A 19844-nucleotide genomic window follows, 5' to 3' on the forward strand; every position below is an offset into this window, starting at 1 on the left:
CACGGACCGTGACCGTCTCCCGGGATTGTCGTCGGGATGCGGCAGGATGGGCCGGATGAGCGGTGAGACCGGACCGGGCGGGCCCGGTGAGCTGCCCGAGTACGCCGAGCGGGTGCTCGAGGCCGCGGAGGCCGTGCCGCCCGGCAGAGTGATGACGTACGGCGATGTCGCCGAGTGGCTGGGCGAGGGCGGGCCGCGGCAGGTGGGGCGCGTGATGGCGCTGTACGGCGGCGCCGTGCCGTGGTGGCGTGTGGTGCGGGCGGACGGGCTGCCGCTGCCCGGCAGCGAGCGGCGCGCCCTCGCCCGCTACCGCGAGGAGGGCACCCCGCTGCGCGACGCGCCGCGCGGCTCCGGCCGCCCGACGCGGATCGACATGGCCCGGGCGCGCTGGGACGGCCGTCCGGCCGGCTGCGGTGCCGACAGCCGTTTCGGCAGTGGTGCCGGCAGTGGCGCCGACAGCGGTGTGGGCAGTGGTGCCGACAGCGATTCCGGGGGCGGCGCGGGGATGGACTTCCGGAGCGGCGGGGACGGCGGCACCGCCCGGGAGGCCGACGGCGACGCCGGCCGCGCCGACAGCGGCACCGGCACCGGCAGCGGCAGCACCGGCGCGAGCAGCACCGCCGCAAGCGCGCCCGGCACCGGCAGCGGCGGCGGGACCGGCGGCAGCGGCGACCGAGCCGCCGGTGTCGGCGGACCCGGCGGACCCGGCAGGGGCGGCAAAGGCAGCACGGGCAGCAGCGGCAGCACGGGCAGCAGCGGCGGCAAGGGCAGCAGCGGCAGCAAGGGCAGCCCGGGCGGCAGGGGCGCCGGAGCCGGCGGGGGCGCCGAAGTCGGCGGGGGCGGCAGCCGGCCGGTCACCGCGCGCGGAAAGGGACACAGCGGCCGGCTTCCGCCACCCGGCGGCCGGTGACACGGCACCCGGCCCGCACCGCCCCGCGGCGCGTCCCCGGGGACCCGCTGCGCCGCGCGTTCCGATGGGCGTAGCGTCTTCGTCGCGCGCCACCGACACCTCCCGGCCCGCGCGGCCGCAAGGCACCCAGCACACCCACCAGGACCGGCGATCCACGTGAGCACCTCCATCCCGTCCGTCTTCCCGCACCGCCGGGTACGGCAGCCGTCCACCGGCGCCTACCGGCTCGTGCGGAGCGCGCCGGGGCCGGTCGGTCCTCCTGTTCTGGACGCACGGCAGCGTGCCGTGGTTGACCATGACGACGGCCCGCTGCTCGTTCTCGCGGGCCCCGGCACGGGCAAGACCACGACGCTCGTCGAGGCCGTCGCCGAGCGGGTGCGCCGGGGCACGGACCCGGAACGCATCCTGGTGCTCACCTTCAGCCGCAAGGCCGCGGTGGAACTGCGCGACCGCACGGCGGCCCGGCTCGGCGGCCACGGACCCCAGGCCACCACGTTCCATTCGTACTGCTATGCACTGGTCCGTGCCCATCAGGACGCCGAGTTGTTCACCGAGCCGCTGCGGCTGCTGTCCGGCCCGGAGCAGGACGTCGTCGTACGGGAACTGCTCGCGGGCCAGACCGAGCTGGAGCAGGAGGGCCGGGGATCCGTCCGCTGGCCGGACGACCTGCGCGCCTGCCTCACCACCCGGGGCTTCGCCGACGAGGTGCGCGCCGTGCTCGCGCGCAGCCGGGAACTGGGCCTGGACCCCGCGGCGCTGGGCGGCTTCGCGGCCCGCACCGGGCGGACCGACTGGGGGGCCGCGGCGGCGTTCCTCGCCGAGTACCTCGACGTCCTCGACGCGCAGGGCGTGCTCGACTACGCCGAACTGGTGCACCGCGCGGTGCTGCTCGCCGAGCGCCCCGAGGTCGGCGCGGACATCGCCGCCCGGTACGACGCCGTCTTCGTCGACGAGTACCAGGACACCGACGCCTCCCAGGTCCGGCTGCTGCACGCGCTGGCGGGCGGCGGGCGCACGCTGGTCGCGCTCGGCGACCCGGACCAGTCGATCTACGCGTTCCGGGGCGCCGACGTCGGCGGCATCCTGGAGTTCCCGCACGCCTTTCCCCGCCGCGACGGGGCGCCGGCGCCCGTACGGGTGCTGGGCACCTCCCGGCGCTCTTGCGCCCGGCTGCTCGCCGCCACCCGGCTGCTCGCCGGCCGGATGCCGCTCACCCGGCTGCCCGCGGACGCCGTCCGCGCCCACCGGGACCTGCGGGCCGAACGGGACGGCGGCCGTGTCGAGGTGTTCACCTACCCGACCGCGGGCGCCGAGCTGGACAACATCGCCGACATCCTGCGCCGCGCCAACCTGGAGGACGGGGTGCGGTGGAGCGACATGGCGGTGCTGGTGCGCGCGGGCGGGCGGTCCATCCCCGCGGTGCGCCGTGCGCTGACCTCCGCGGGCGTACCCCTGGAGGTCGACGGCGACGACCTGCCGCTGCGCCACGAACCGGCGGTCGCGCCGCTGCTCCAGGCCCTCCGGGTGGCCGCCACCGGCGCGCTGTGGACGGACGGCGGCGGGGCAGCGGCGCCGACGGGCGCGGAGCCGGCGGGCGGCGGTGCGCCACCGGTCGGCCTGGCCGCGGAGACCGCCCTGGAACTGCTCACCTCGCCGCTCGGCGGCATGGACAGCGCCGACCTCCGGCGGCTCGGCCGCGCCCTGCGGGACGGCGAGCGCGCCGCGGGCAATCCCCTGCCGCGCCCCTCGGACGTGCTGATCGCCGAGGCGCTCGCGGAGCCGGAACGGCTCGTCTCGCACGACCCGGCGTACGCGCGGGGCGCGCAGCGGCTCGGCCTGCTGCTCCGCAAGGCACGCGAGCTGCTGGCCGGCGGCGGCACCGCGGAGCAGGCGCTGTGGGAGCTGTGGGACGGCACCCCGTGGCCCGGCCGGCTGGAACGCGCGGCCCTGCGCGGCGGCGCCTCCGGCCGCAACGCGGACCGGGACCTGGACGCGGTCTGCGCCCTGTTCGAGACGGCGGCCCGGGCCGAGGAGCGCGTCGGGGGCCGGGGCGCGCTGAACTTCCTCGAGGAACTGGACGCCCAGGACATCGCCGCCGACACACTGACCCGCCGTACCGCCCGCCCCGACGCCGTACGGCTGATGACCGCGCACCGCGCCAAGGGCCTGGAATGGCGGCTGGTGGTCGTCGCGGGGGTGCAGGAAGGGCTGTGGCCGGACCTGCGGCGCCGCGGCTCGCTGCTGGAGGCGGACCGGATCGGCCGCGACGGCATCGCCGAGCCGCTCACCCCCGGCGCCCTGCTCGCGGAGGAGCGGCGGCTGTTCTACGTCGCCGCGACCCGGGCCCGGGAGCGGCTCGTCGTGACCGCGGTGAAGGCCGCCGCGGACGACGGTGACCAGCCCTCCCGGTTCCTCGCCGAACTCGGCACCGACCCGGTCGACGTCGCCCACCGCCCCCGGCGCCCGCTCGCCGTCGCCGCGCTCGTCGCCGAACTCCGCGCCACCACCGTCGACCCGGCCGCCTCCCCGGCGCTGCGGGACGCCGCCGCCCTCCGGCTGGCCCGGCTCGCCGCCCTGCAGGAGGAGCCGGGGGCCGCCGGGGACGACGGATCCGCCGGCGGCCGGCCGCTCGTGCCGGCCGCGCACCCGCACCGCTGGTGGGGGCTGTACGAGCCGACGCACAACGAGGTCCCGCTGCGCGACCGCGACCGGCCCGTCACGCTCTCCGGCAGCGCCCTGGACCAGCTGGCGAACACCTGCTCGCTCCAGTGGTTCCTCGGCCGCGAGGTCAAGGCCGACAGGCCCGCGACCGCCGCCCAGGGCTTCGGCAACGTCGTGCACGTCCTCGCCGACGAGGTGGCCTCCGGACGCACCCCTGCCGATCTGGCCGTCCTCATGGAGCGCCTCGACTCGGTCTGGGACTCGCTCGCCTTCGACGCGCCCTGGAAGTCCCGCCAGGAGAAGGAGAACGCGCGCGCCGCGCTGGAACGCTTCCTGCACTGGCACGTCATGGGCCGGGGCTCGCGCAGACCGGTCGCGACCGAACACGACTTCGACGTGACCCTGCGGGCGGGCGACAGCTCCGTACGCATCCGCGGCAGCATGGACCGCGTGGAGGAGGACGCCGAGGGGCGCGCCTACGTGGTGGACTTCAAGACCGGGAAGACCAAGCCCACCGGGCCCGAGGTCGCGCGCCATCCCCAGCTCGCCGTCTACCAGCTGGCGGTGCGCGAGGGAGCGGTCGACGGCGCCTTCGGGGGGCGCCGGCCCGAACCGGGCGGCGCGGAACTGGTCCATCTGCGGCTCGGCGCCACCCGCAGGGACGGCGGCGACGAGCAGCCCGTCGTACAGGCGCAGGAAGCCCTGGCGGCCGCCGAGCCGGGAGAACGGCCCGGTGCGGGGGACGGGGCGGACGAGGGCGGAGACGGTACGGGCGGGAGCGTCGGCGCGGCCGGTGACACCTGGGTCGGCGAACTGCTCGCGGACGCCGCGGGGCGCGTACTCGACGAGCGCTTCACCCCCAGCACCGGGCAGCACTGCCAGCACTGCGCCTTCCGCAACTCCTGCTCCGCGCTGCCGGAGGGACGGTACGTGGTGGACTGAGGGGGCAGGAGCGAGGGGGCCGGGGCCGGAGGCGGGGGCGGTGCCCCGAGGGGGCCGGAGCGGCTCGACGGTGCGCACGCCGTGCGGGGCGGCGCCGCCGGACCGGGTGTCCGGGCGGGGGTCGGCCCCGGGTGCCGGGCCCCGTGTGCCGGCCCAGGGCGTCCGCCCGAGGCGACCGCCCCGGGTGTCCGCCCACGGCGTGCGCTCGCGGCGTGCGCTGTCCGGCCCGCGTGCCGGACCACCGCCGGGAGGTGACCGTCCGCACATCCGGCGACGGCTGTCGGCGGGGCCGGTTAGCCTCACTCGGGTGGCAGCGCGCATCACCGACCCCGAGGAACTCAAAGAGCTTCTCGGCATCCCGTTCACCCCGGAGCAGACGGCCTGTATCACCGCGCCGCCCGCGCCGCAGGTGATCGTGGCCGGAGCCGGCTCCGGCAAGACGACGGTGATGGCCGCCCGCGTCGTGTGGCTCGTCGGCACCGGCCGGGTCGCTCCCGAACAGGTCCTCGGGCTGACGTTCACCAACAAGGCCGCCGGTGAGCTGACGGAACGGGTCCGCAAGGCCCTCGCCAGGGCGGGCGTGACGGGCCCCGGCGCCGGCCCGGACGGCGGCGCCCCGGGCGACGACGGTGCCGCGGGCGAACCGCAGATCTCCACCTACCACGCCTTCGCCGGGCAGCTCCTGAAAGAACACGGCCTGCGCATCGGCCTGGAGCCCTCCGCACGGCTGCTCGCCGACGCCACCCGGTTCCAGCTCGCCGCCCGCGTCCTGCGCACCGCCCCCGGCCCGTACCCCGCGCTCACCAAGTCCCTCCCCGCGCTCGTGGAGGACCTCCTCGCCCTCGACGCCGAGCTGTCCGAACACCTCGTCCCCACGGACCGCCTGCGCCGGTACGACACGGAGCTGCTGGCCGTCCTGGACGCCGCCCGGCTCAGCAACGCCGAGCTGCGCAAGGCCCCGCAGGCCGCCCGCGCCCGGCTGGAGCTGCTCGGCCTCGTCGAGGCGTACCGCGCCGAGAAGCGGCAGCGGGACCTGCTCGACTTCGGCGACCAGATCGCGCTCTCCGCACAGCTCGCCCTGACCCGCCCGGAGGTCGGCCGCATCCTGCGCGAGAGTTACGCCGTCGTGCTGCTCGACGAGTACCAGGACACCTCCGTCGCGCAGCGGCGCCTCCTCTCCGGCCTCTTCGGCGCCGGGACCGGACACGCCGTCACCGCCGTCGGCGACCCCTGCCAGGCCATCTACGGCTGGCGCGGCGCCTCCGTCGCCAACCTCGACGACTTCCCCGAACACTTCCCGCACGCCGACGGCAGCCCCGCCCGGCGGCACGCCCTCAGCGAGAACCGCCGCAGCGGCGGCCGCCTCCTCGGCCTCGCCAACCGCCTCGCCGCCCCCCTCCGCGAGCTGCACGAAGGCGTCGAGGCGCTCCGCCCGGCCCCCGGGGCCGAGCGGGACGGCACGGTCCGCTGCGCCCTGCTGCCGACCCACGCCGAGGAGCTGGACTGGCTCGCCGACTCCGTCGCGCACCTCGTCGGCACCGGCACCCCGCCCGGCGAGATCGCCGTGCTCTGCCGCACGGCCGGTGACTTCCCCCGCATTCAGGGCGCCCTCGTCGCCCGGGACGTGCCGGTCGAGGTCGTCGGGCTGTCCGGGCTGCTGCACCTGCCGGAGGTCGCCGACCTCGTCGCCGTCTGCGAGGTGCTCCAGGACCCCACCGCGAACACCTCCCTCGTCCGGCTGCTCACCGGCCCGCGCTGGCGGATCGGCCCGCGCGACCTGGCGCTGCTCGGCCGCCGGGCCCGCGGACTCGTGCGGTACGGGACGGACCCCGGCGACCGGGACGGTGTGTCCGAGCAGGAGCGGGCCGACCTGCGGCTGGCCGAGTCCGCCGAGGGAGCGGACCCGGCCGAGGTCGTCTCGCTCGCCGACGCCCTCGACACCTTCCTCACCCCCGACGGGGCCGGCGGATCCGATGACGGGCTGCCGTTCTCCGAGGCGGCCCGGGTGCGCTTCGCCCGGCTCGCCGCGGAGCTGCGCGAGCTGCGGCGGGCGATCGGGGACCCGCTGATGGACGTCCTGCACCGGGTGCTGGCCACCACCGGCCTGGAGGTCGAACTGTCGGCGTCGCCGCACGCCCTGGCCGCCCGGCGCCGGGAGACGCTCGGCAACTTCCTCGACGTCGCCGCCTCCTTCGCGGCCCTCGACGGAGAGGCCACGCTGCTGGCCTTCCTCGGCTTCCTGCGCACCGCCGCGCAGCACGAGAAGGGCCTCGACAACGCCCTTCCCGGCGGGGAGAACACCGTCAAGGTGCTCACCGCGCACAAGTCCAAGGGACTGGAGTGGGACGTGGTCGCCGTACCGGGCCTGGTCGCCAAGCAGTTCCCGAGCGAACAGCCGCGCGACTCCTGGACCGCCCAGCCGAAGGTCCTGCCGCACGCGCTGCGCGGCGACGCGGACACGCTGCCGGAGGACCCGGAGTGGACCGCGAAGGGGCTGGCCGCGTTCAAGTCGGCCATGAAGGAGCACCAGTCCACCGAGGAGCTGCGCCTCGGCTACGTCACCTTCACCCGCCCCCGCTCCCTGCTGCTCGCGTCCGGCCACTGGTGGGGCCCGGCCCAGAAGCGCCCCCGCGGACCGTCGCGCTTCCTGGACGCGCTGCGCGAACACTGCGAGGACGGACACGGGGAGGTCGAGGCCTGGGCGGAGCCGCCCGCGGAGGGCGAGGAGAACCCGGCCCTGGCGGACGGCGGCGCCGAACAGGCCTGGCCGCTGCCGCTCGACCCGTCCGCCCTGGCCCTGCGCCGCCGCGCGGCCGAGACCGTACTGGCGCATCTGGACCGGCTGACGCGGCAGCCCGCGGAGGACGTATCGCCCGCCCGGGAGGAACGGCCCGCGCGGGACGGACTGCCCGCGGGGGAAGAGCCGCTCGCGCGGGAAGGCCCGCGGGCAGAGGAGGACGGGGCCGGCCCGGAGCCGGCAGCGGGAGCAGGGACCGGCCACGGGACCGCAGGGGGAGCGGGGACCGGGCCGGAGACCGGTGCGGGCGACCGGCTCCCGGGCCCCCGTCCGGAGCCGGCGCCACCTGCCGGGGGCGCCTCCCTGTGGGACGGCGAGCCCTGGGACGCGGAACCGCCGCACGACCCGGACTGGCCGCCACCGGAGCCGGACCCGTACGAGCCGGACTCGTATGAGCCGGACTCGTATGAGCCGCACGCCTACAGGCGGGACGGGTCCGGGCGGAACCTGTACGAGGCGCACGGGTACGAGCGGGACGGGTCCGGGCAGAACCCGTACGAGGCGCACGCGTACGGCCGGGACGGGTCCGGGCAGGACGTATACGAGCAGGACGTATACGAGCAGGGCACGGCTCCGGCTGCTCCGGCCGCTCCGGCGGCTCCCGAGAACCGTGCGCCGGGCCTGCCGGTGCTGCCGCGGCAGCAGGACGGCCCGGAAGCCCCGGGCGAGCCGCCGGCCGGTCCCCCGGAGGACCATGCGGGGCTCACCCCGGAGGGCCATCCCGGGCTCACCCCGGAGGAGGCCCGGGCCGTCGCCTCCTGGGACCGTGACCTCGTCGCGCTGACGGGTGAGCTGCGCCGCGCCCGGGCGAGCGTCCTCGACGTGCCCGTACCGCCCTCGCTCAGCACCTCGCAGGTGCTGCGGCTCGCCGCGGACCCGGACGGCTTCGCGCGCGAGCTGGCCCGGCCGATGCCGCGTCCGCCGCAGCCCGCAGCCCGGCGGGGCACCCGCTTCCACGCATGGGTCGAGTCCCGTTTCGAGGAGCTGCCGCTGCCCCTGCTCGGTCCGGAGGAGCTGCCGGGCGGCACGGACGACGACGCCCACGACGGACCGGAGATCGCCGACGAGCGGGAGCTGGCCGCCCTCAAGGAGGCCTTCGCCCGGACGCCGTACGCCCGCCGCACACCGCACCGCGTGGAGTACCCGTTCCAGATCACCCTCGCCGGCCGCATCGTCCGGGGCCGGATCGACGCGGTGTACCGCGAGCAGGGCCCGGACGGCGACCGGTACGAGATCATCGACTGGAAGACCAACCGCGACCACACCGCCGACCCGCTCCAGCTCGCCGTCTACCGGCTGGCCTGGGCCGAGCGGCAGGGGGTGCCGCTGTCGGCCGTCACCGCCGCCTTCCTGTACGTGCGCAGCGGCGAGGTCGTCCGCCCCGCGGGGCTCCCGGACCGGGCGGGCCTGGAGCGCGTCCTGCTGGGCGAGGACGTTCCCGGCGAGGACCCGGACGAGGACGCCGACGTATCCCGTCCTCGTGACCCCGCCCCGTGACCCCGCCCCGTGACCCCGCCCCGTGACCCCGCCCCATAACCCCGCCTCGCAACCCCGCTCCGCGAGCCTCTCCCGTAACCCGCCCCCTCCTCACCCAGCGGCCCGGAGCCGGCGGCCCGCGCCCCGGCGACCTCGGAGCACGCAGCCCGACCCCGCACCCCGCACGCTGCACCCCGGAGCCCGAGGCCCGCCCCCCGGAGCCCGAGGCCCGCGCGCCCCGGCGACCTCGGAGCACGCAGTCCAGCCCCCCTCGCAACCCGGCCCTGCAACCCGGCCCTGCAACCCGGCCCTGCAACCCGACCCCGCACCTCGGAGCCCGCACCCGGCTCCGCACCCGGCTCCGCACCCGCAGCTCGCAGCGGCCCCCGCCCCCCGGCCCCGCACCTCGTAGCACGCAGCCCGTCCCGGCACCCCGGAGCAGGACCCCACCCCGGAGCCCGCACCCCGCGCCCCGCCCCCGGAGCCCGCAGTGCGCACGGCGGCCACCGGCCGTGCGCCGGTGCGGGCACGGCCGCTCTCCGGGCGCCGCACGGCGCCCGTTAGGCTCGCTTCCATGAGCACCACCCCGGACAGCGCCGTCCGCGCCTACATCGCGGACCATCGCGCGGCCTTCCTCGACGACCTCGCGGAGTGGCTCCGCATCCCGTCCGTCTCGGCCGACCCCGGCCACGCCCCGGACCTCCGCCGCAGCGCCGAGTGGCTGGCCGCGAAGCTCGCGGAAACCGGCTTCCCGGTGACCGAGGTCTGGGAGACGCCCGGCGCCCCCGCCGTCTTCGCCGAATGGCCCTCCGGCGACCCGGGCGCCCCGACGGTCCTGGTGTACGGCCACCACGACGTGCAGCCCGCCTCCCGCGCCGACGGCTGGCACACCGAGCCCTTCGAGCCGGTCGTGAAGGACGGCAGGATGTACGCCCGGGGCGCCGCCGACGACAAGGGCCAGGTGTTCTTCCACACCCTCGGCGTCCGGGCACACCTCGCCGCGACCGGCCGCAGCGCCCCCGCGGTCAACCTCAAGATGATCGTCGAGGGCGAGGAGGAGTCCGGCTCACCGCACTTCCCCCAGCTGGTCCGGGACCACGCCGAGCGGCTCGCCTGCGACGCGGTGATCGTCTCCGACACCGGCATGTGGGCCGAGGACACCCCCACGGTCTGCACCGGCATGCGCGGCCTCACCGACTGCCAGATCGACCTGTACGGACCGGACCAGGACATCCACTCCGGTTCGTTCGGCGGCGCCGTGCCGAACCCGGCCACGGAGGCCGCCCGCCTCGCCGCCGCGCTGCACGACGAGGACCGCAGGGTGGCGGTCCCGGGCTTCTACGACGGTGTCGTCGAGCTGTCCGAGCGCGAGCGCGAACTGTTCGCCGAGCTGCCGTTCGACGAGTCCGGCTGGCTCCGCTCGGCACACTCCCGGGCCACGCTCGGCGAGGCGGGGCACACCACCCTGGAACGCGTCTGGGCCCGCCCCACCGCCGAGGTCAACGGCATCTCCGGCGGTTACCGCGGCCCCGGCGGCAAGACGATCGTCCCCTCCGCCGCGCAGCTGAAGCTGTCCTTCCGGCTGGTCGCCGGGATGGACGCGGAGAAGGTCCAGCAGGCCGTCGCCGACTGGGTGGCCCAGCGCCTCCCGGCCGGCATCCGACACGAGATCACCTGGTGGGGCGCGACCCGCCCCTGCCTCACACCGCTCGGGCACCCCGCCCTCCAGTCGGTCGTACGGGCCATGGGCCGCGCCTTCGGGCAGCAGATCCGGTTCACCCGTGAGGGTGGTTCCGGCCCGGCGGCGGACCTCCAGGACGTGCTGGGCGTGCCCGTGCTGTTCCTGGGCATCTCGGTGCCGTCCGACGGCTGGCACGCGCCCAACGAGAAGGTCGAGCTGGAACTGCTGATGAAGGGCGTGGAAACCGCGGCGTACCTCTGGGGCGACCTCGCGGAGAATGGACGTGCCCTCTAGCCCCACAGCCGGCCCCACAGCCCCCGGCGCGCCCCGCCGCCCCAGCCGGCACCGGCGCCGTCCAACCGTCCCGGCCCACCACATGTTCCGCATGGGGGAGTAGGAAACACCTGTGACCACCTCGACCGAACGCTCCGCCGCTCCGCAGATCGCCCTGACCGCCCCCGGCGGCATCGACCGCGCCGCGCACCACCGCATGGACGAGGCATGGCTCGCGGCCGCCTGGAGCCACCCGACGACGCGGGTCTTCGTGGTCTCCGGCGGACAGGCGCTGGTCGACGACACCCCGGACGGGCGCACCGAGCTGGTCATGACCCCGGCGTTCGAGGCGCCGCTCACCGAGACCCACCGGTACTTCCTGGGCACCGACGAGGACGGCGTGCGGTACTTCGCGCTGCAGAAGGACGCGCTGCCCGGCCGGATGGACCAGTCCGCGCGCCCCGCGGGGCTGCGCGAGGCGGGGGCGCTGCTGTCGGACCGCGACGCGGGCCTGATGGCGCACGCCGTGGCGCTGGAGAACTGGCAGCGGCTGCACCGCTTCTGCTCCCGCTGCGGCGAGCGCACGGTCATCGCGGCGGCCGGGCACATCCGGCGCTGCCAGGCCTGCGGGGCCGAGCACTATCCGCGCACGGACCCCGCCGTGATCATGCTGGTCACGGACGACCGGGACCGGGCCCTGCTCGGACGGCAGGTGCACTGGCCCGAGGGCCGGTTCTCGACGCTCGCGGGCTTCGTCGAACCGGGCGAGTCGATCGAGCAGGCCGTGGTCCGCGAGGTCGCGGAGGAGGCCGGGGTCACGGTCGGCGAGGTGTCGTACGTCGCCAGCCAGCCCTGGCCGTTCCCGTCGAGCCTGATGCTGGGCTTCATGGCGCGCGCCACGTCACCGGAGATCGAGGTGGACGGCGAGGAGATCCACGAGGCCCGCTGGTTCTCCCGCGACGAGCTGGCGAAGGCCTTCGCGTCCGGGGAGGTGCTGCCGCCGATGGGCATCTCGATCGCGGCCCGGCTGATCGAACTCTGGTACGGGGAGCCGCTGCCCGCGGGCGCTCCGCGCTGAGGCGGGCGGCCCGCGCACCGGGGCAGGACCCGCGGGGGACTCGCGACAAGACCCGCGGGAGGGCCCGTGACAAGACCCGCGGGAGGACCGGGGCAGGGCCGGAAGGCTCCGTAACGAGATCCGGGCGGCGGCCCGGAGCCTCGGACCCGGGCGGCGGCCCGAAGCCGGTGACGGCGTCCGAAGCCGGGCGGCGGCCCGAAGCCGGTGACGGCGCCCGAAGCCGGGCGGCGGCTCGAAGCCGGGCGGCGGCTCGGGGTCCGGGCGGTGGCTCGGACCCGGGCAGTGGCTCCGATCCCGGCGGCGGCCGCGACAGCGACCCCGTGATACACGAAGCCGGCTCACCGGTCCCCGGACACGGCGGCCACGGGCCGAAGACACCTGATCCGATTCGATCCGGTCCGGCGCCGGGATTCGGCTCCGGATCACGCCGGCCCGGGAGCCGGCCGGCCGCCCGGAGCACGGGCGGCCGACCCGGCGGGCGGGCCCGGGATCAGGCCGAAAGCTTCTCCTTGACCTGCGCCAGCGAGGGGTTCGGCAGCGCGGAACCGTCCGGGAAGAGCACGGTCGGCACCAGCTGGTTGCCGTTGTTCACCTGCTCCACGAACTTCGCCGACTCCGGGTCGTGCTCGATGTTGACCTCGGTGTACGCGATGCCCTCCCGCTCCATCTGGCTCTTCAGCCGGCGGCAGTAGCCGCACCACGTGGTGCTGTACATCGTCACAGTGCCCGCCATCGGTTCCGCTCTCCTTCACATCGGTCAGGTTCGCCGGAAGAACGCACGGGGACCGCGGGTCATTCCCGCACAGCTGAGACGTGTGACCTCGTACGCCACCTCCTGCGCTGACCCGGCAGCGGGGCCTGACGCGCGCGACCAGGTACGCGTGACAGGTACGCGTGCCCTGGTCCGTGTGGCCTTCTGTTCACTGTTCGGCTGCGCAACCCGGCCCGCGCGGCCGGGTACGCGGGGTACGCGGGGTACGCGGGGTACGCGGGAGTCTTTGTGTCCGGCCCGGTACGCGCGACCTCCGGCGTGTGCCCGGGACGTGTGGCCGCGCGGCCGGGCGTGGCCGCGCACCCGTGACCGGGGTCACCGGTATGACCGCGAGCCCACACCTGTGGACAACCGTCCCGGTGCTCCCGGGTGACCTGGCAGCATGGCGGGGTGACCTCAGCAACCTCCTCCCCGCTCTTCCCGCGGCCCCCGGGCGCGTCGCACTTCCCGGCCGTGCCGGACAGCGCCGACGCCGTCCTCGAAGGTCTCGACCCCGAGCAGCGCGAGGTCGCCACCACCCTGCACGGGCCGGTGTGCGTGCTGGCCGGCGCGGGGACGGGCAAGACCCGTGCCATCACCCACCGCATCGCGTACGGCGTCCGGGCCGGTATCCTCCAGCCGAGTTCGGTCCTCGCTGTGACGTTCACCAACCGCGCCGCGGGCGAGCTCCGCGGCCGGCTGCGGCAGCTCGGCGCGGCCGGGGTCCAGGCGCGCACCTTCCACTCCGCCGCGCTGCGCCAGCTCCAGTATTTCTGGCCCAGGGCGGTCGGCGGCACCCCGCTGCCGGAGCTGCTGGAGCGCAAACCACCGCTGGTGGCCGAGGCCGCCGGAGCCCACGGCTTCCGCCTGGACCGGAACGAGTTGCGGGACGTGTCCGGCGAGATCGAATGGGCGAAGGTCACCCAGACCATCCCGGAGCAGTATCCGCTGATGGCCGCCAAGGCCGCCCGGGAAACCCCGCGCGACCCCGCCGAGATCGCCCGCGTCTACGAGTCGTACGAACGGCTGAAGCATGAGCGCGGCCTGATCGACTTCGAGGACGTGCTGCTGCTCACCGTCGGAGTGCTCCAGAGCCACAGCGCGACAGCCGACGAGGTCCGCTCCCAGTACCGCCATTTCGTGGTCGACGAGTACCAGGACGTCAACCCCCTCCAGCAGCGCCTGCTGGACCTGTGGCTCGGCGACCGGGACAGCCTCTGCGTCGTCGGTGACGCCAGCCAGACGATCTATTCCTTCACCGGAGCCACCCCGGACTATCTGCTGGGGTTCCGCAACCGTCACCCCGGAGCGACGGTCGTGAAGCTGGTGCGGGACTACCGGTCCACCCCGCAGGTGGTGAGGCTCGCCAACGACCTGCTGGCGCAGGCCCGCGGCCGCACCGCCGAACACCGGCTGGAGCTGCAGTCCCAGCGCGACCCCGGCCCCGCCCCGGACTTCACCGAGTACGGGGACGAGGTCGCCGAGGCCGAGGGCACGGCCCGCCGCGTCCGGCAGCTCATCGACTCCGGCACACCGGCGAGCGAGATCGCCGTGCTCTACCGCGTCAACGCCCAGTCCGCCGCGTACGAGCAGGCCTTTGCCCACCAGGGCGTGCCCTACCAGCTGCGGGGCGCCGAGCGCTTCTTCGACCGCCCCGAGGTGAAGAGCGCGTGGCTGCTGCTGCGCGGCGCCGCGCACTCGGGCGGGTCCGCCGACCCGGAGCTGGAGCGTCTCGACATCCCGGGCACGGTGCGCCATCTGCTCCGCACCCAGCGGGGCTGGGAGGACCGGCCCCCGGCCGGCTCGGGCGCGACGCGCGACCAGTGGGAGTCGCTGGCGGCGCTGGTGCGGCTGGCGGAGGACTTCGCGCGGGCCCGTCCGGACGCGCGGCTGGCGGATCTGGTGGCGGAGATCAGGGAGCGCGCCGAGGCCCGGCACGCCCCCACGGTCGAGGGCGTCACCCTGGCCTCGCTGCACGCCGCCAAGGGCCTGGAGTGGGACGCGGTGTTCCTGGTCGGCCTGACCGAGGGCATGATGCCGATCATCTACGCGGAGACGGACGAGCAGATCGAGGAGGAGCGCCGGCTGCTCTATGTCGGCGTCACCCGCGCCCGCGCCCTGCTCACCCTGTCCTGGGCCCTCTCCCGGACCCCCGGCGGGCGCCCGAACCGCACGCCCAGCCGCTTCCTCGACGGCCTGCGGCCGGGCTCGGGCCGCCGGGCGGCCGCCGGGCCGGCCCTCGCGGACGGCGGCTCCGGAGTGACCCGGGGGGAGCCGCGGCGGCCGGCCGGCGGCGGTTCCCGGCGGCGCGTCTCGGTGCGGTGCCGGGTCTGCGGACGGACGCTGACGGACGCCGGTGAGATGAAGCTGATGCGGTGCGAGGACTGTCCGTCCGAGCTGGACGAGGGGCTCTACCAACGCCTCCGGGACTGGCGCGCCGCACGGGCCAGGGAACTGCGCCAGCCGGAGTACTGCGTGTTCACCGACAAGACCTTGCTCGCGATCGCGGAGACCGTGCCCGGCAGCCCGCCGGAGCTTGCCGCCATTCCCGGCGTGATCCGGCGCAAGCTCGACCGCTACGGGGAGGACGTGCTGGCGCTCTGCGCGGGCGGAGATCCGCCGGAACCGGCCGCCGGAGAGCCGTTCGGGGACTGATCCGAAGTCGTCGCAAAAATAGTTTGCGCATGCCGCCGGATTCCCCATAGGTTCTCTATCACGGACCTGACGGGGTCTTTTTGACCCGTGAGTTCCGTGCTCTACTTGTACGAACGTGCACGACGGACTGGTTTCACCCAGTCCCCCGAGACGCCGAGAGGAGGCGAGTCCCATGACCAACATCACCAAAGTGACCGGCCGTGAGGTCGTCGTCTCCTGCCTGTCCGGCGTCTCCGTGCTCCGTGGCACCGGCGTGTCCGGCGCTGCCGAAGCACGGCTCGCCGAGCGAGGTCTGCTCGCGGGCGCTGAGCGACCGAAGGCACCGGCGGCAGTAGTGGCGGCAGAGGCATCGGCCTATGTCGTTGCGGCCAAGGGTGCCGACCTCCAGCAGACGTGGACCGGTGGCAATTTTGCCGGCGGCGCGATGTCTGCGGCCGAGCACCTCACGATTCGGGCCTTCCGCGGCCTTGAACCCTGGAGAGATCCAGCCTGATCGCAAGATCAGGTCGGCACCTTCCAGGGCCGCGGAACCCGAACCGGGATCCGCGGCCCTTTTCGTTGCCTCCAGCGGCACCGACAACAAGAACCCGGCCCACCAGGCCGGCCGACACGAGGAAGACACCGACTGTGCCCAGCCCAGCACACGCCCCGTCCCTCTCGCAGAACCCTGCGAGCCCCCCGCCCGGCCCTACGGAGGACTCCTTGACCCAGCCCATCCAGCTGACCGCGCTCGACGACGAGATCGAGCGCCTCGGCGAGCTCGTGCCCTGCCGCAGCTACGACCCGGAAGTCTTCTTCGCCGAGTCCCCCGCGGACGTCGAGTACGCGAAGTCCCTCTGCCAGACCTGCCCGCTGCGGGAGGCCTGCCTCGCCGGTGCCAAGGACCGGCGTGAGCCGTGGGGCGTCTGGGGCGGTGAGCTCTTCGTCCAGGGAGTGGTCGTGCCCAGGAAGCGGCCGCGTGGCCGCCCGCGCAAGAACCCGGTCGCGGCATGAACACCACCGGAACGATCGACCGCCCGCACACGCACGACCCCCAGAAGCAGGTCCCGACGATGAAGCCGCCCGCCGACGAGCCGTCCGCACAGCGCACAGCAGCCCGCACCACGTCCGGTGCCATCGACACACGTGAGAACAGGAACCGCGAGATGCAACTCATTCCAGAAGCCATGGCTCGTGCTCATATGCACGAGCGCATGCAGGAGGCCGAGTCCGAACGCAGAGCCGCCCATGTGGCCGCTGCCCGCCGGATGCAGCGACGCGCGGAGCGCGCCTCGCTGCGGGCCCGCCGCGCGCTGGCCATGGCCGTCATGCAGTGACGTCCGTACCAGCGGACCAACCGACATGCGAAGCGACAACTGAACAGCGGAACCACAACTGAAAACGAGCACCACTGAACGACCGGGGCCGGGCCTTTCGAGGCCCGGCCCCTGCCGCTTGGCCGCACCGCGCCGTGCCGCGTCGTGCCGCACCGCGCCGTGCCGCGTCGTGCCGTGCCGCACAGTGCCGCGCCGTGCCGCACAGTGCCGCGCCGCGCCGTGCCGCGGCACGGCACGCGGAGCCCATACGTCCCCGAAGCCCCGGGCCGGTGCCCGCACGTGCGGGCGGGTGCCCCTGCCCGCTTTCCCGCGCACACGGCCGGTCGGCCGCCAGGTGCGGCGCGGATGCGGGCCGACGGCCGCGCGTGCGGCCTGGTGTCGCGCTGCGCGGCCGGTGCGCCACGCTGTGCCGAGGTCTTCGACCCTGCCCCGCCGAGCCGCCCCGGCGCCGGAACCGCGGCACGCCGTCGATGCCGTTTCGGGCAGACCGAACAGCTCCGGCGGCGGCTCCGGCGGCGCTCGCTCAGGCCTCCGCGGCTCGTTCGGACTTCTCCTCCGCCGGGGATTCCTCCGCCGGGGATTCCTCCACCGCCATGGACTCCTTCGGCAGGGATTCCTCGGGGTGAGGGCTCGTCAGGCTTTCCGCCTCCCGGGGCCCGGGCACCTCGCCGTCCGCGAACCCGGGCAGCCACCTGTCGAGTTCGTCCCGCATCCGGACCGTCGCCCCGAGCTGGCAGAGCACCCCGATCGTGCTCAGCGTGACCCGGTGTATCAGGAGATAGGCGGGCGGAACGTTGAGCTGGCGCCCCAACTGGTGGGCGGGGGACCGCGGATCCGCGATCCGGGCCGCCTGGTGCCGCATCCAGTCCCGGGTGAAGGTGAACTCCGCCACCCCCGCCGGCTCGATGATCGGCAGCAGATAGTCGAGCACCGCCGCCGGGTCCAGCTCGATGGACGGTTTGACGAAGCCCTCTTCGCACAGCATCGCGTGGACCCGCTCCCCGTCACCGTCGAGCGCCATGCGCAGAGCGATCCCGATCAGCGGCGGCAGCCCGTCCGGCAGCCGGTCGACCGTGCCGAAGTCGAGGACACCCAGCCGCCACGGAGCCGGGCCGTCACCGGTGGGGTCTCCCGGCAGCAGCCGGAAGTTGCCGGGGTGGGGGTCGGCATGGAGCAGCCCGGTCCGGGCCGGTCCCGAGAAGAGAAAACGGGTGAGCAGCTGACCGGCCCGGTCGCGCTCCTCCGCAGTGCCGTCCGCTATCACCTCGGACAGCGGAATCCCGTCCATCCACTCCGTGACCAGCACCTGGTCGCTCTGGTGCACCACTTCGGGCACCACGACGTCCGGGTCGGCGGAGAACTCCGCCGCGTGGTCCCGCTGGGCCTGCGCCTCCAGGGAGTAGTCCAGCTCCTCGGACACCCGGTCGCGCAGCTCCGCGATGAGCGGCTTGATGTCCAGGCCCGGGATCAGCGGTCCCAGCAACCGGGCGAACCGTCCCAGCTGGGCGAGATCGGAGAGCAGCGCGTCACCCGCGCCCGGGTACTGCACCTTGACGGCGACCTCGCGTCCGTCGTGCCACACCGCCCGGTGGACCTGCCCGATGGAGGCCGCGGCGGAGGGCTTGTCCTGGAACTCCTCGAAGAGATCGCGCCAGTCGGCACCGAGCCGCTCCTCCAGCACCGAGTGCACGGTGCGGGCGGGCATCGGGGGCGCCGCCTCCTGGAGCTTGGTGAGAGCGGCGCGATACGGACCCGCTATCTCCTCGGGCAGCGCCGACTCGAAGACGGACAGGGCCTGGCCGAACTTCATGGCCCCGCCCTTCAGCTCGCCGAGCACCTTGAACAGCTGCTCGGCGGTGCGCTGCTGGAGCTCCCGGCCGACGATCTCCGCCGACCGCCCGCCGATCCGCTTGCCGAGGCCCCAGGTGGCCCGGCCGGCGAAGCCCAGTGGCAGCGCGGCCAGCTTGGCGGTGCGGGTGACCGCCTTGCGGGGAAGATCAGACATGCGCCCCTCCAACTCCACTGCGCTCTTCCGGAGGGCTGCTACCCGCCACACCGGCTCCCAGACCGGCACCGACCGGCCCGTCTCGCGGCGGGACCCCGCCGTCCCAGGAGTATGGCCGCTCGGCTGCCCCCGCCGCACCGCACCCGCATTCCGGATGGGGAGGAACCGGCTGCGCCTCCCACGCCAGGTCCGGCAGGGTGAACTCCAGCCGGGCGCCCGCGGACACCGGCGGCCTCCCGTCGAGGAAGGACAGCGCATGGGCCGCGGCCAGCCCGGCGACCACCGTGGCCAGCGCGATGTCGCAGGCGGGTACGGCCGCCGGACCGGAGCCGGAGCGCCACTGGGCGAGCAGGCGCGGTCTCCCGGGATCCTGCTCGGCCCGCAGCTCCTGCACACACCCGGCACAGGCCGACTCTCCCGGCAGCACGAGCGGCCCCACCACACCCGTGCCCTCCAGCACCCCGGCGTAGAGGTGCGGGATGCCGGCGGACAGCAGGGGCTCGGCCACGGCCGGATCGGGGGCGTGCGCCGCGAGCCCGTCGCGCGGGGCGAGCACCGTGAGCGCCAGCCCGCCCTCGGGGTCCCGCGCCTCCGGGCCGGCACCGGCTCCGGTCCGTCGGGTGCGGCGCCCCGGCGCGGCCGCGCGGACGGCCTTGCCCGCGGCGGCGTCCCGCCGCTCGCCGGCGGCCGTCCCGGGCAGTCCACCGGGCCCCGTGTCCCATGGCTCGACGCAGCCGCCGTCCATGACGTCGACCCGGCCCACCCCGGCGGCGGACAGCGTCGCTGCGACGGCGCTGCCGACCCGTCCGGCACCGCGCACCTGCACCCGCGCCTCGCCGCGGGCGGCGAGCCGGCGGGCCGCGGCACCCGGATCCGGGTGCACCAGGGACAAGGAGGCCAGGTCGGGCAGGAGCCGGTCCGGCACGGCGCTGCTGCCCCGCGTCCCGGACGAGCGGCCCCGACCGGGTGCCCGGTCGTCCAGCAGCCCGGCCGCCCCGAGCCGCCGCAGCAGCTCGTCCACCCGGTCCTCCCGCAGTCCCAGCCCCGCCGCCTCCTTCCGCAGCAGCGGCAGCCCGCGGGTGCCGTCGAGCAGCGAGAGGAAGCTGCCGGTCGCGGTGTCCACCGGGCCCAGCACCACGGCATGCGCGGGCGTGGCCCCGAACTGCACGGTCCGGCGGTCCCGCCAGCCGCGCCGCAGCGCGGGCTTGATCATCGGATGCACGGTGCCCCCCGTCGTTGTCTCTCTTCCCGGTGGGCTCAGGATGCCCGCCGGCGGGAACGGGCGGTGAAAGTTGTCCA

At 75.4% G+C, this 19844-nt stretch carries 12 protein-coding genes; 9 read left to right on the top strand and 3 right to left on the bottom strand.

Annotation, left to right across the window (positions count from 1 at the left end; translation table 11 throughout):
* The first annotated feature begins 55 nt into the window (after nucleotides 1-55).
* From GCU69_RS34855 to nudC, 5 genes are all read left to right on the top strand, one after another.
* The gene (locus tag GCU69_RS34855; RefSeq protein WP_408055854.1) at nucleotides 56-910 is read left to right on the top strand and encodes an MGMT family protein; all 855 of its coding nucleotides are present in this window, start codon (nucleotides 56-58) and stop codon (nucleotides 908-910) included.
* 156 nt (nucleotides 911-1066) lie between these two features.
* Nucleotides 1067-4513, top strand: coding sequence for an ATP-dependent helicase (locus GCU69_RS27955; protein ID WP_156207536.1), 3447 nt, complete (start codon nucleotides 1067-1069; stop codon nucleotides 4511-4513).
* A 307-nt stretch (nucleotides 4514-4820) separates the two neighbouring features.
* Nucleotides 4821-8807, top strand: a complete 3987-nt coding sequence (locus GCU69_RS27960; protein WP_170315949.1) for an ATP-dependent helicase — start codon at nucleotides 4821-4823, stop codon at nucleotides 8805-8807.
* A gap of 553 nt (nucleotides 8808-9360) precedes the next feature.
* A complete protein-coding gene (locus GCU69_RS27965) occupies nucleotides 9361-10761 on the top strand; it encodes a dipeptidase (RefSeq protein WP_098749960.1) in 1401 nt (466 codons plus the stop codon).
* Between the two features lie 112 nt (nucleotides 10762-10873).
* Nucleotides 10874-11818, top strand: a complete 945-nt coding sequence (gene nudC, locus GCU69_RS27970) for an NAD(+) diphosphatase (RefSeq protein WP_098749961.1) — start codon at nucleotides 10874-10876, stop codon at nucleotides 11816-11818.
* A 490-nt stretch (nucleotides 11819-12308) separates the two neighbouring features.
* Here nudC and GCU69_RS27975 read toward each other — a convergent pair whose 3' ends face one another.
* Nucleotides 12309-12551, bottom strand: a complete 243-nt coding sequence (locus tag GCU69_RS27975) for a mycoredoxin (RefSeq protein WP_098749962.1) — start codon at nucleotides 12549-12551, stop codon at nucleotides 12309-12311.
* Between the two features lie 429 nt (nucleotides 12552-12980).
* Between GCU69_RS27975 and GCU69_RS27980 the strand changes: the two genes are divergently transcribed.
* The 4 genes from GCU69_RS27980 (at nucleotide 12981) to GCU69_RS27995 (ending at nucleotide 16540) form a co-directional block, all read left to right on the top strand.
* Nucleotides 12981-15224 (top strand): ATP-dependent DNA helicase UvrD2, encoded by a 2244-nt coding sequence (locus tag GCU69_RS27980; RefSeq protein WP_156207538.1) that lies wholly within the window; start codon nucleotides 12981-12983, stop codon nucleotides 15222-15224.
* A gap of 172 nt (nucleotides 15225-15396) precedes the next feature.
* Entirely contained in the window at nucleotides 15397-15717 is a 321-nt protein-coding gene (locus GCU69_RS27985; protein WP_156207539.1) for a hypothetical protein, read from the top strand.
* Nucleotides 15718-15851: 134 nt separating this feature from the next.
* On the top strand, nucleotides 15852-16217 hold the full coding sequence (locus GCU69_RS27990; protein WP_098749964.1) for a WhiB family transcriptional regulator: 366 nt from the start codon (nucleotides 15852-15854) through the stop codon (nucleotides 16215-16217).
* Nucleotides 16214-16540 carry a hypothetical protein gene (locus tag GCU69_RS27995; protein ID WP_156207540.1) on the top strand — a complete coding sequence of 109 codons (327 nt, stop codon included), beginning with the start codon at nucleotides 16214-16216 and terminating at the stop codon, nucleotides 16538-16540. The genes GCU69_RS27990 and GCU69_RS27995 overlap by 4 nt, the downstream gene beginning before the upstream one ends.
* A gap of 523 nt (nucleotides 16541-17063) precedes the next feature.
* On the opposite strand, the gene GCU69_RS28000 is transcribed toward GCU69_RS27995, so the two are convergent.
* Nucleotides 17064-18545 carry an ABC1 kinase family protein gene (locus tag GCU69_RS28000; protein ID WP_098749969.1) on the bottom strand — a complete coding sequence of 494 codons (1482 nt, stop codon included), beginning with the start codon at nucleotides 18543-18545 and terminating at the stop codon, nucleotides 17064-17066.
* Entirely contained in the window at nucleotides 18538-19767 is a 1230-nt protein-coding gene (locus GCU69_RS28005) for a TOMM precursor leader peptide-binding protein (protein ID WP_098749966.1), read from the bottom strand. Before GCU69_RS28005 ends, GCU69_RS28000 begins: the two co-directional genes overlap by 8 nt.
* Between the last annotated feature and the right edge of the window lie 77 nt (nucleotides 19768-19844).

Origin of the sequence: Streptomyces lycii (assembly GCF_009735685.1) — a bacterium.
Taxonomy (GTDB): domain Bacteria; phylum Actinomycetota; class Actinomycetes; order Streptomycetales; family Streptomycetaceae; genus Streptomyces; species Streptomyces lycii.

Bases quoted from the DNA above. Each gene is read 5' to 3' on its own strand.
- GCU69_RS28000 (WP_098749969.1), bottom strand. From the start codon at position 18,545: ATGTCTGATCTTCCCCGCAAGGCGGTCACCCGCACCGCCAAGCTGGCC.
- GCU69_RS27965 (WP_098749960.1), top strand. From the start codon at position 9,361: ATGAGCACCACCCCGGACAGCGCCGTCCGCGCCTACATCGCGGACCAT.
- GCU69_RS27995 (WP_156207540.1), top strand. From the start codon at position 16,214: ATGAACACCACCGGAACGATCGACCGCCCGCACACGCACGACCCCCAG.
- GCU69_RS27985 (WP_156207539.1), top strand. From the start codon at position 15,397: ATGACCAACATCACCAAAGTGACCGGCCGTGAGGTCGTCGTCTCCTGC.
- GCU69_RS27975 (WP_098749962.1), bottom strand. From the start codon at position 12,551: ATGGCGGGCACTGTGACGATGTACAGCACCACGTGGTGCGGCTACTGC.
- GCU69_RS34855 (WP_408055854.1), top strand. From the start codon at position 56: ATGAGCGGTGAGACCGGACCGGGCGGGCCCGGTGAGCTGCCCGAGTAC.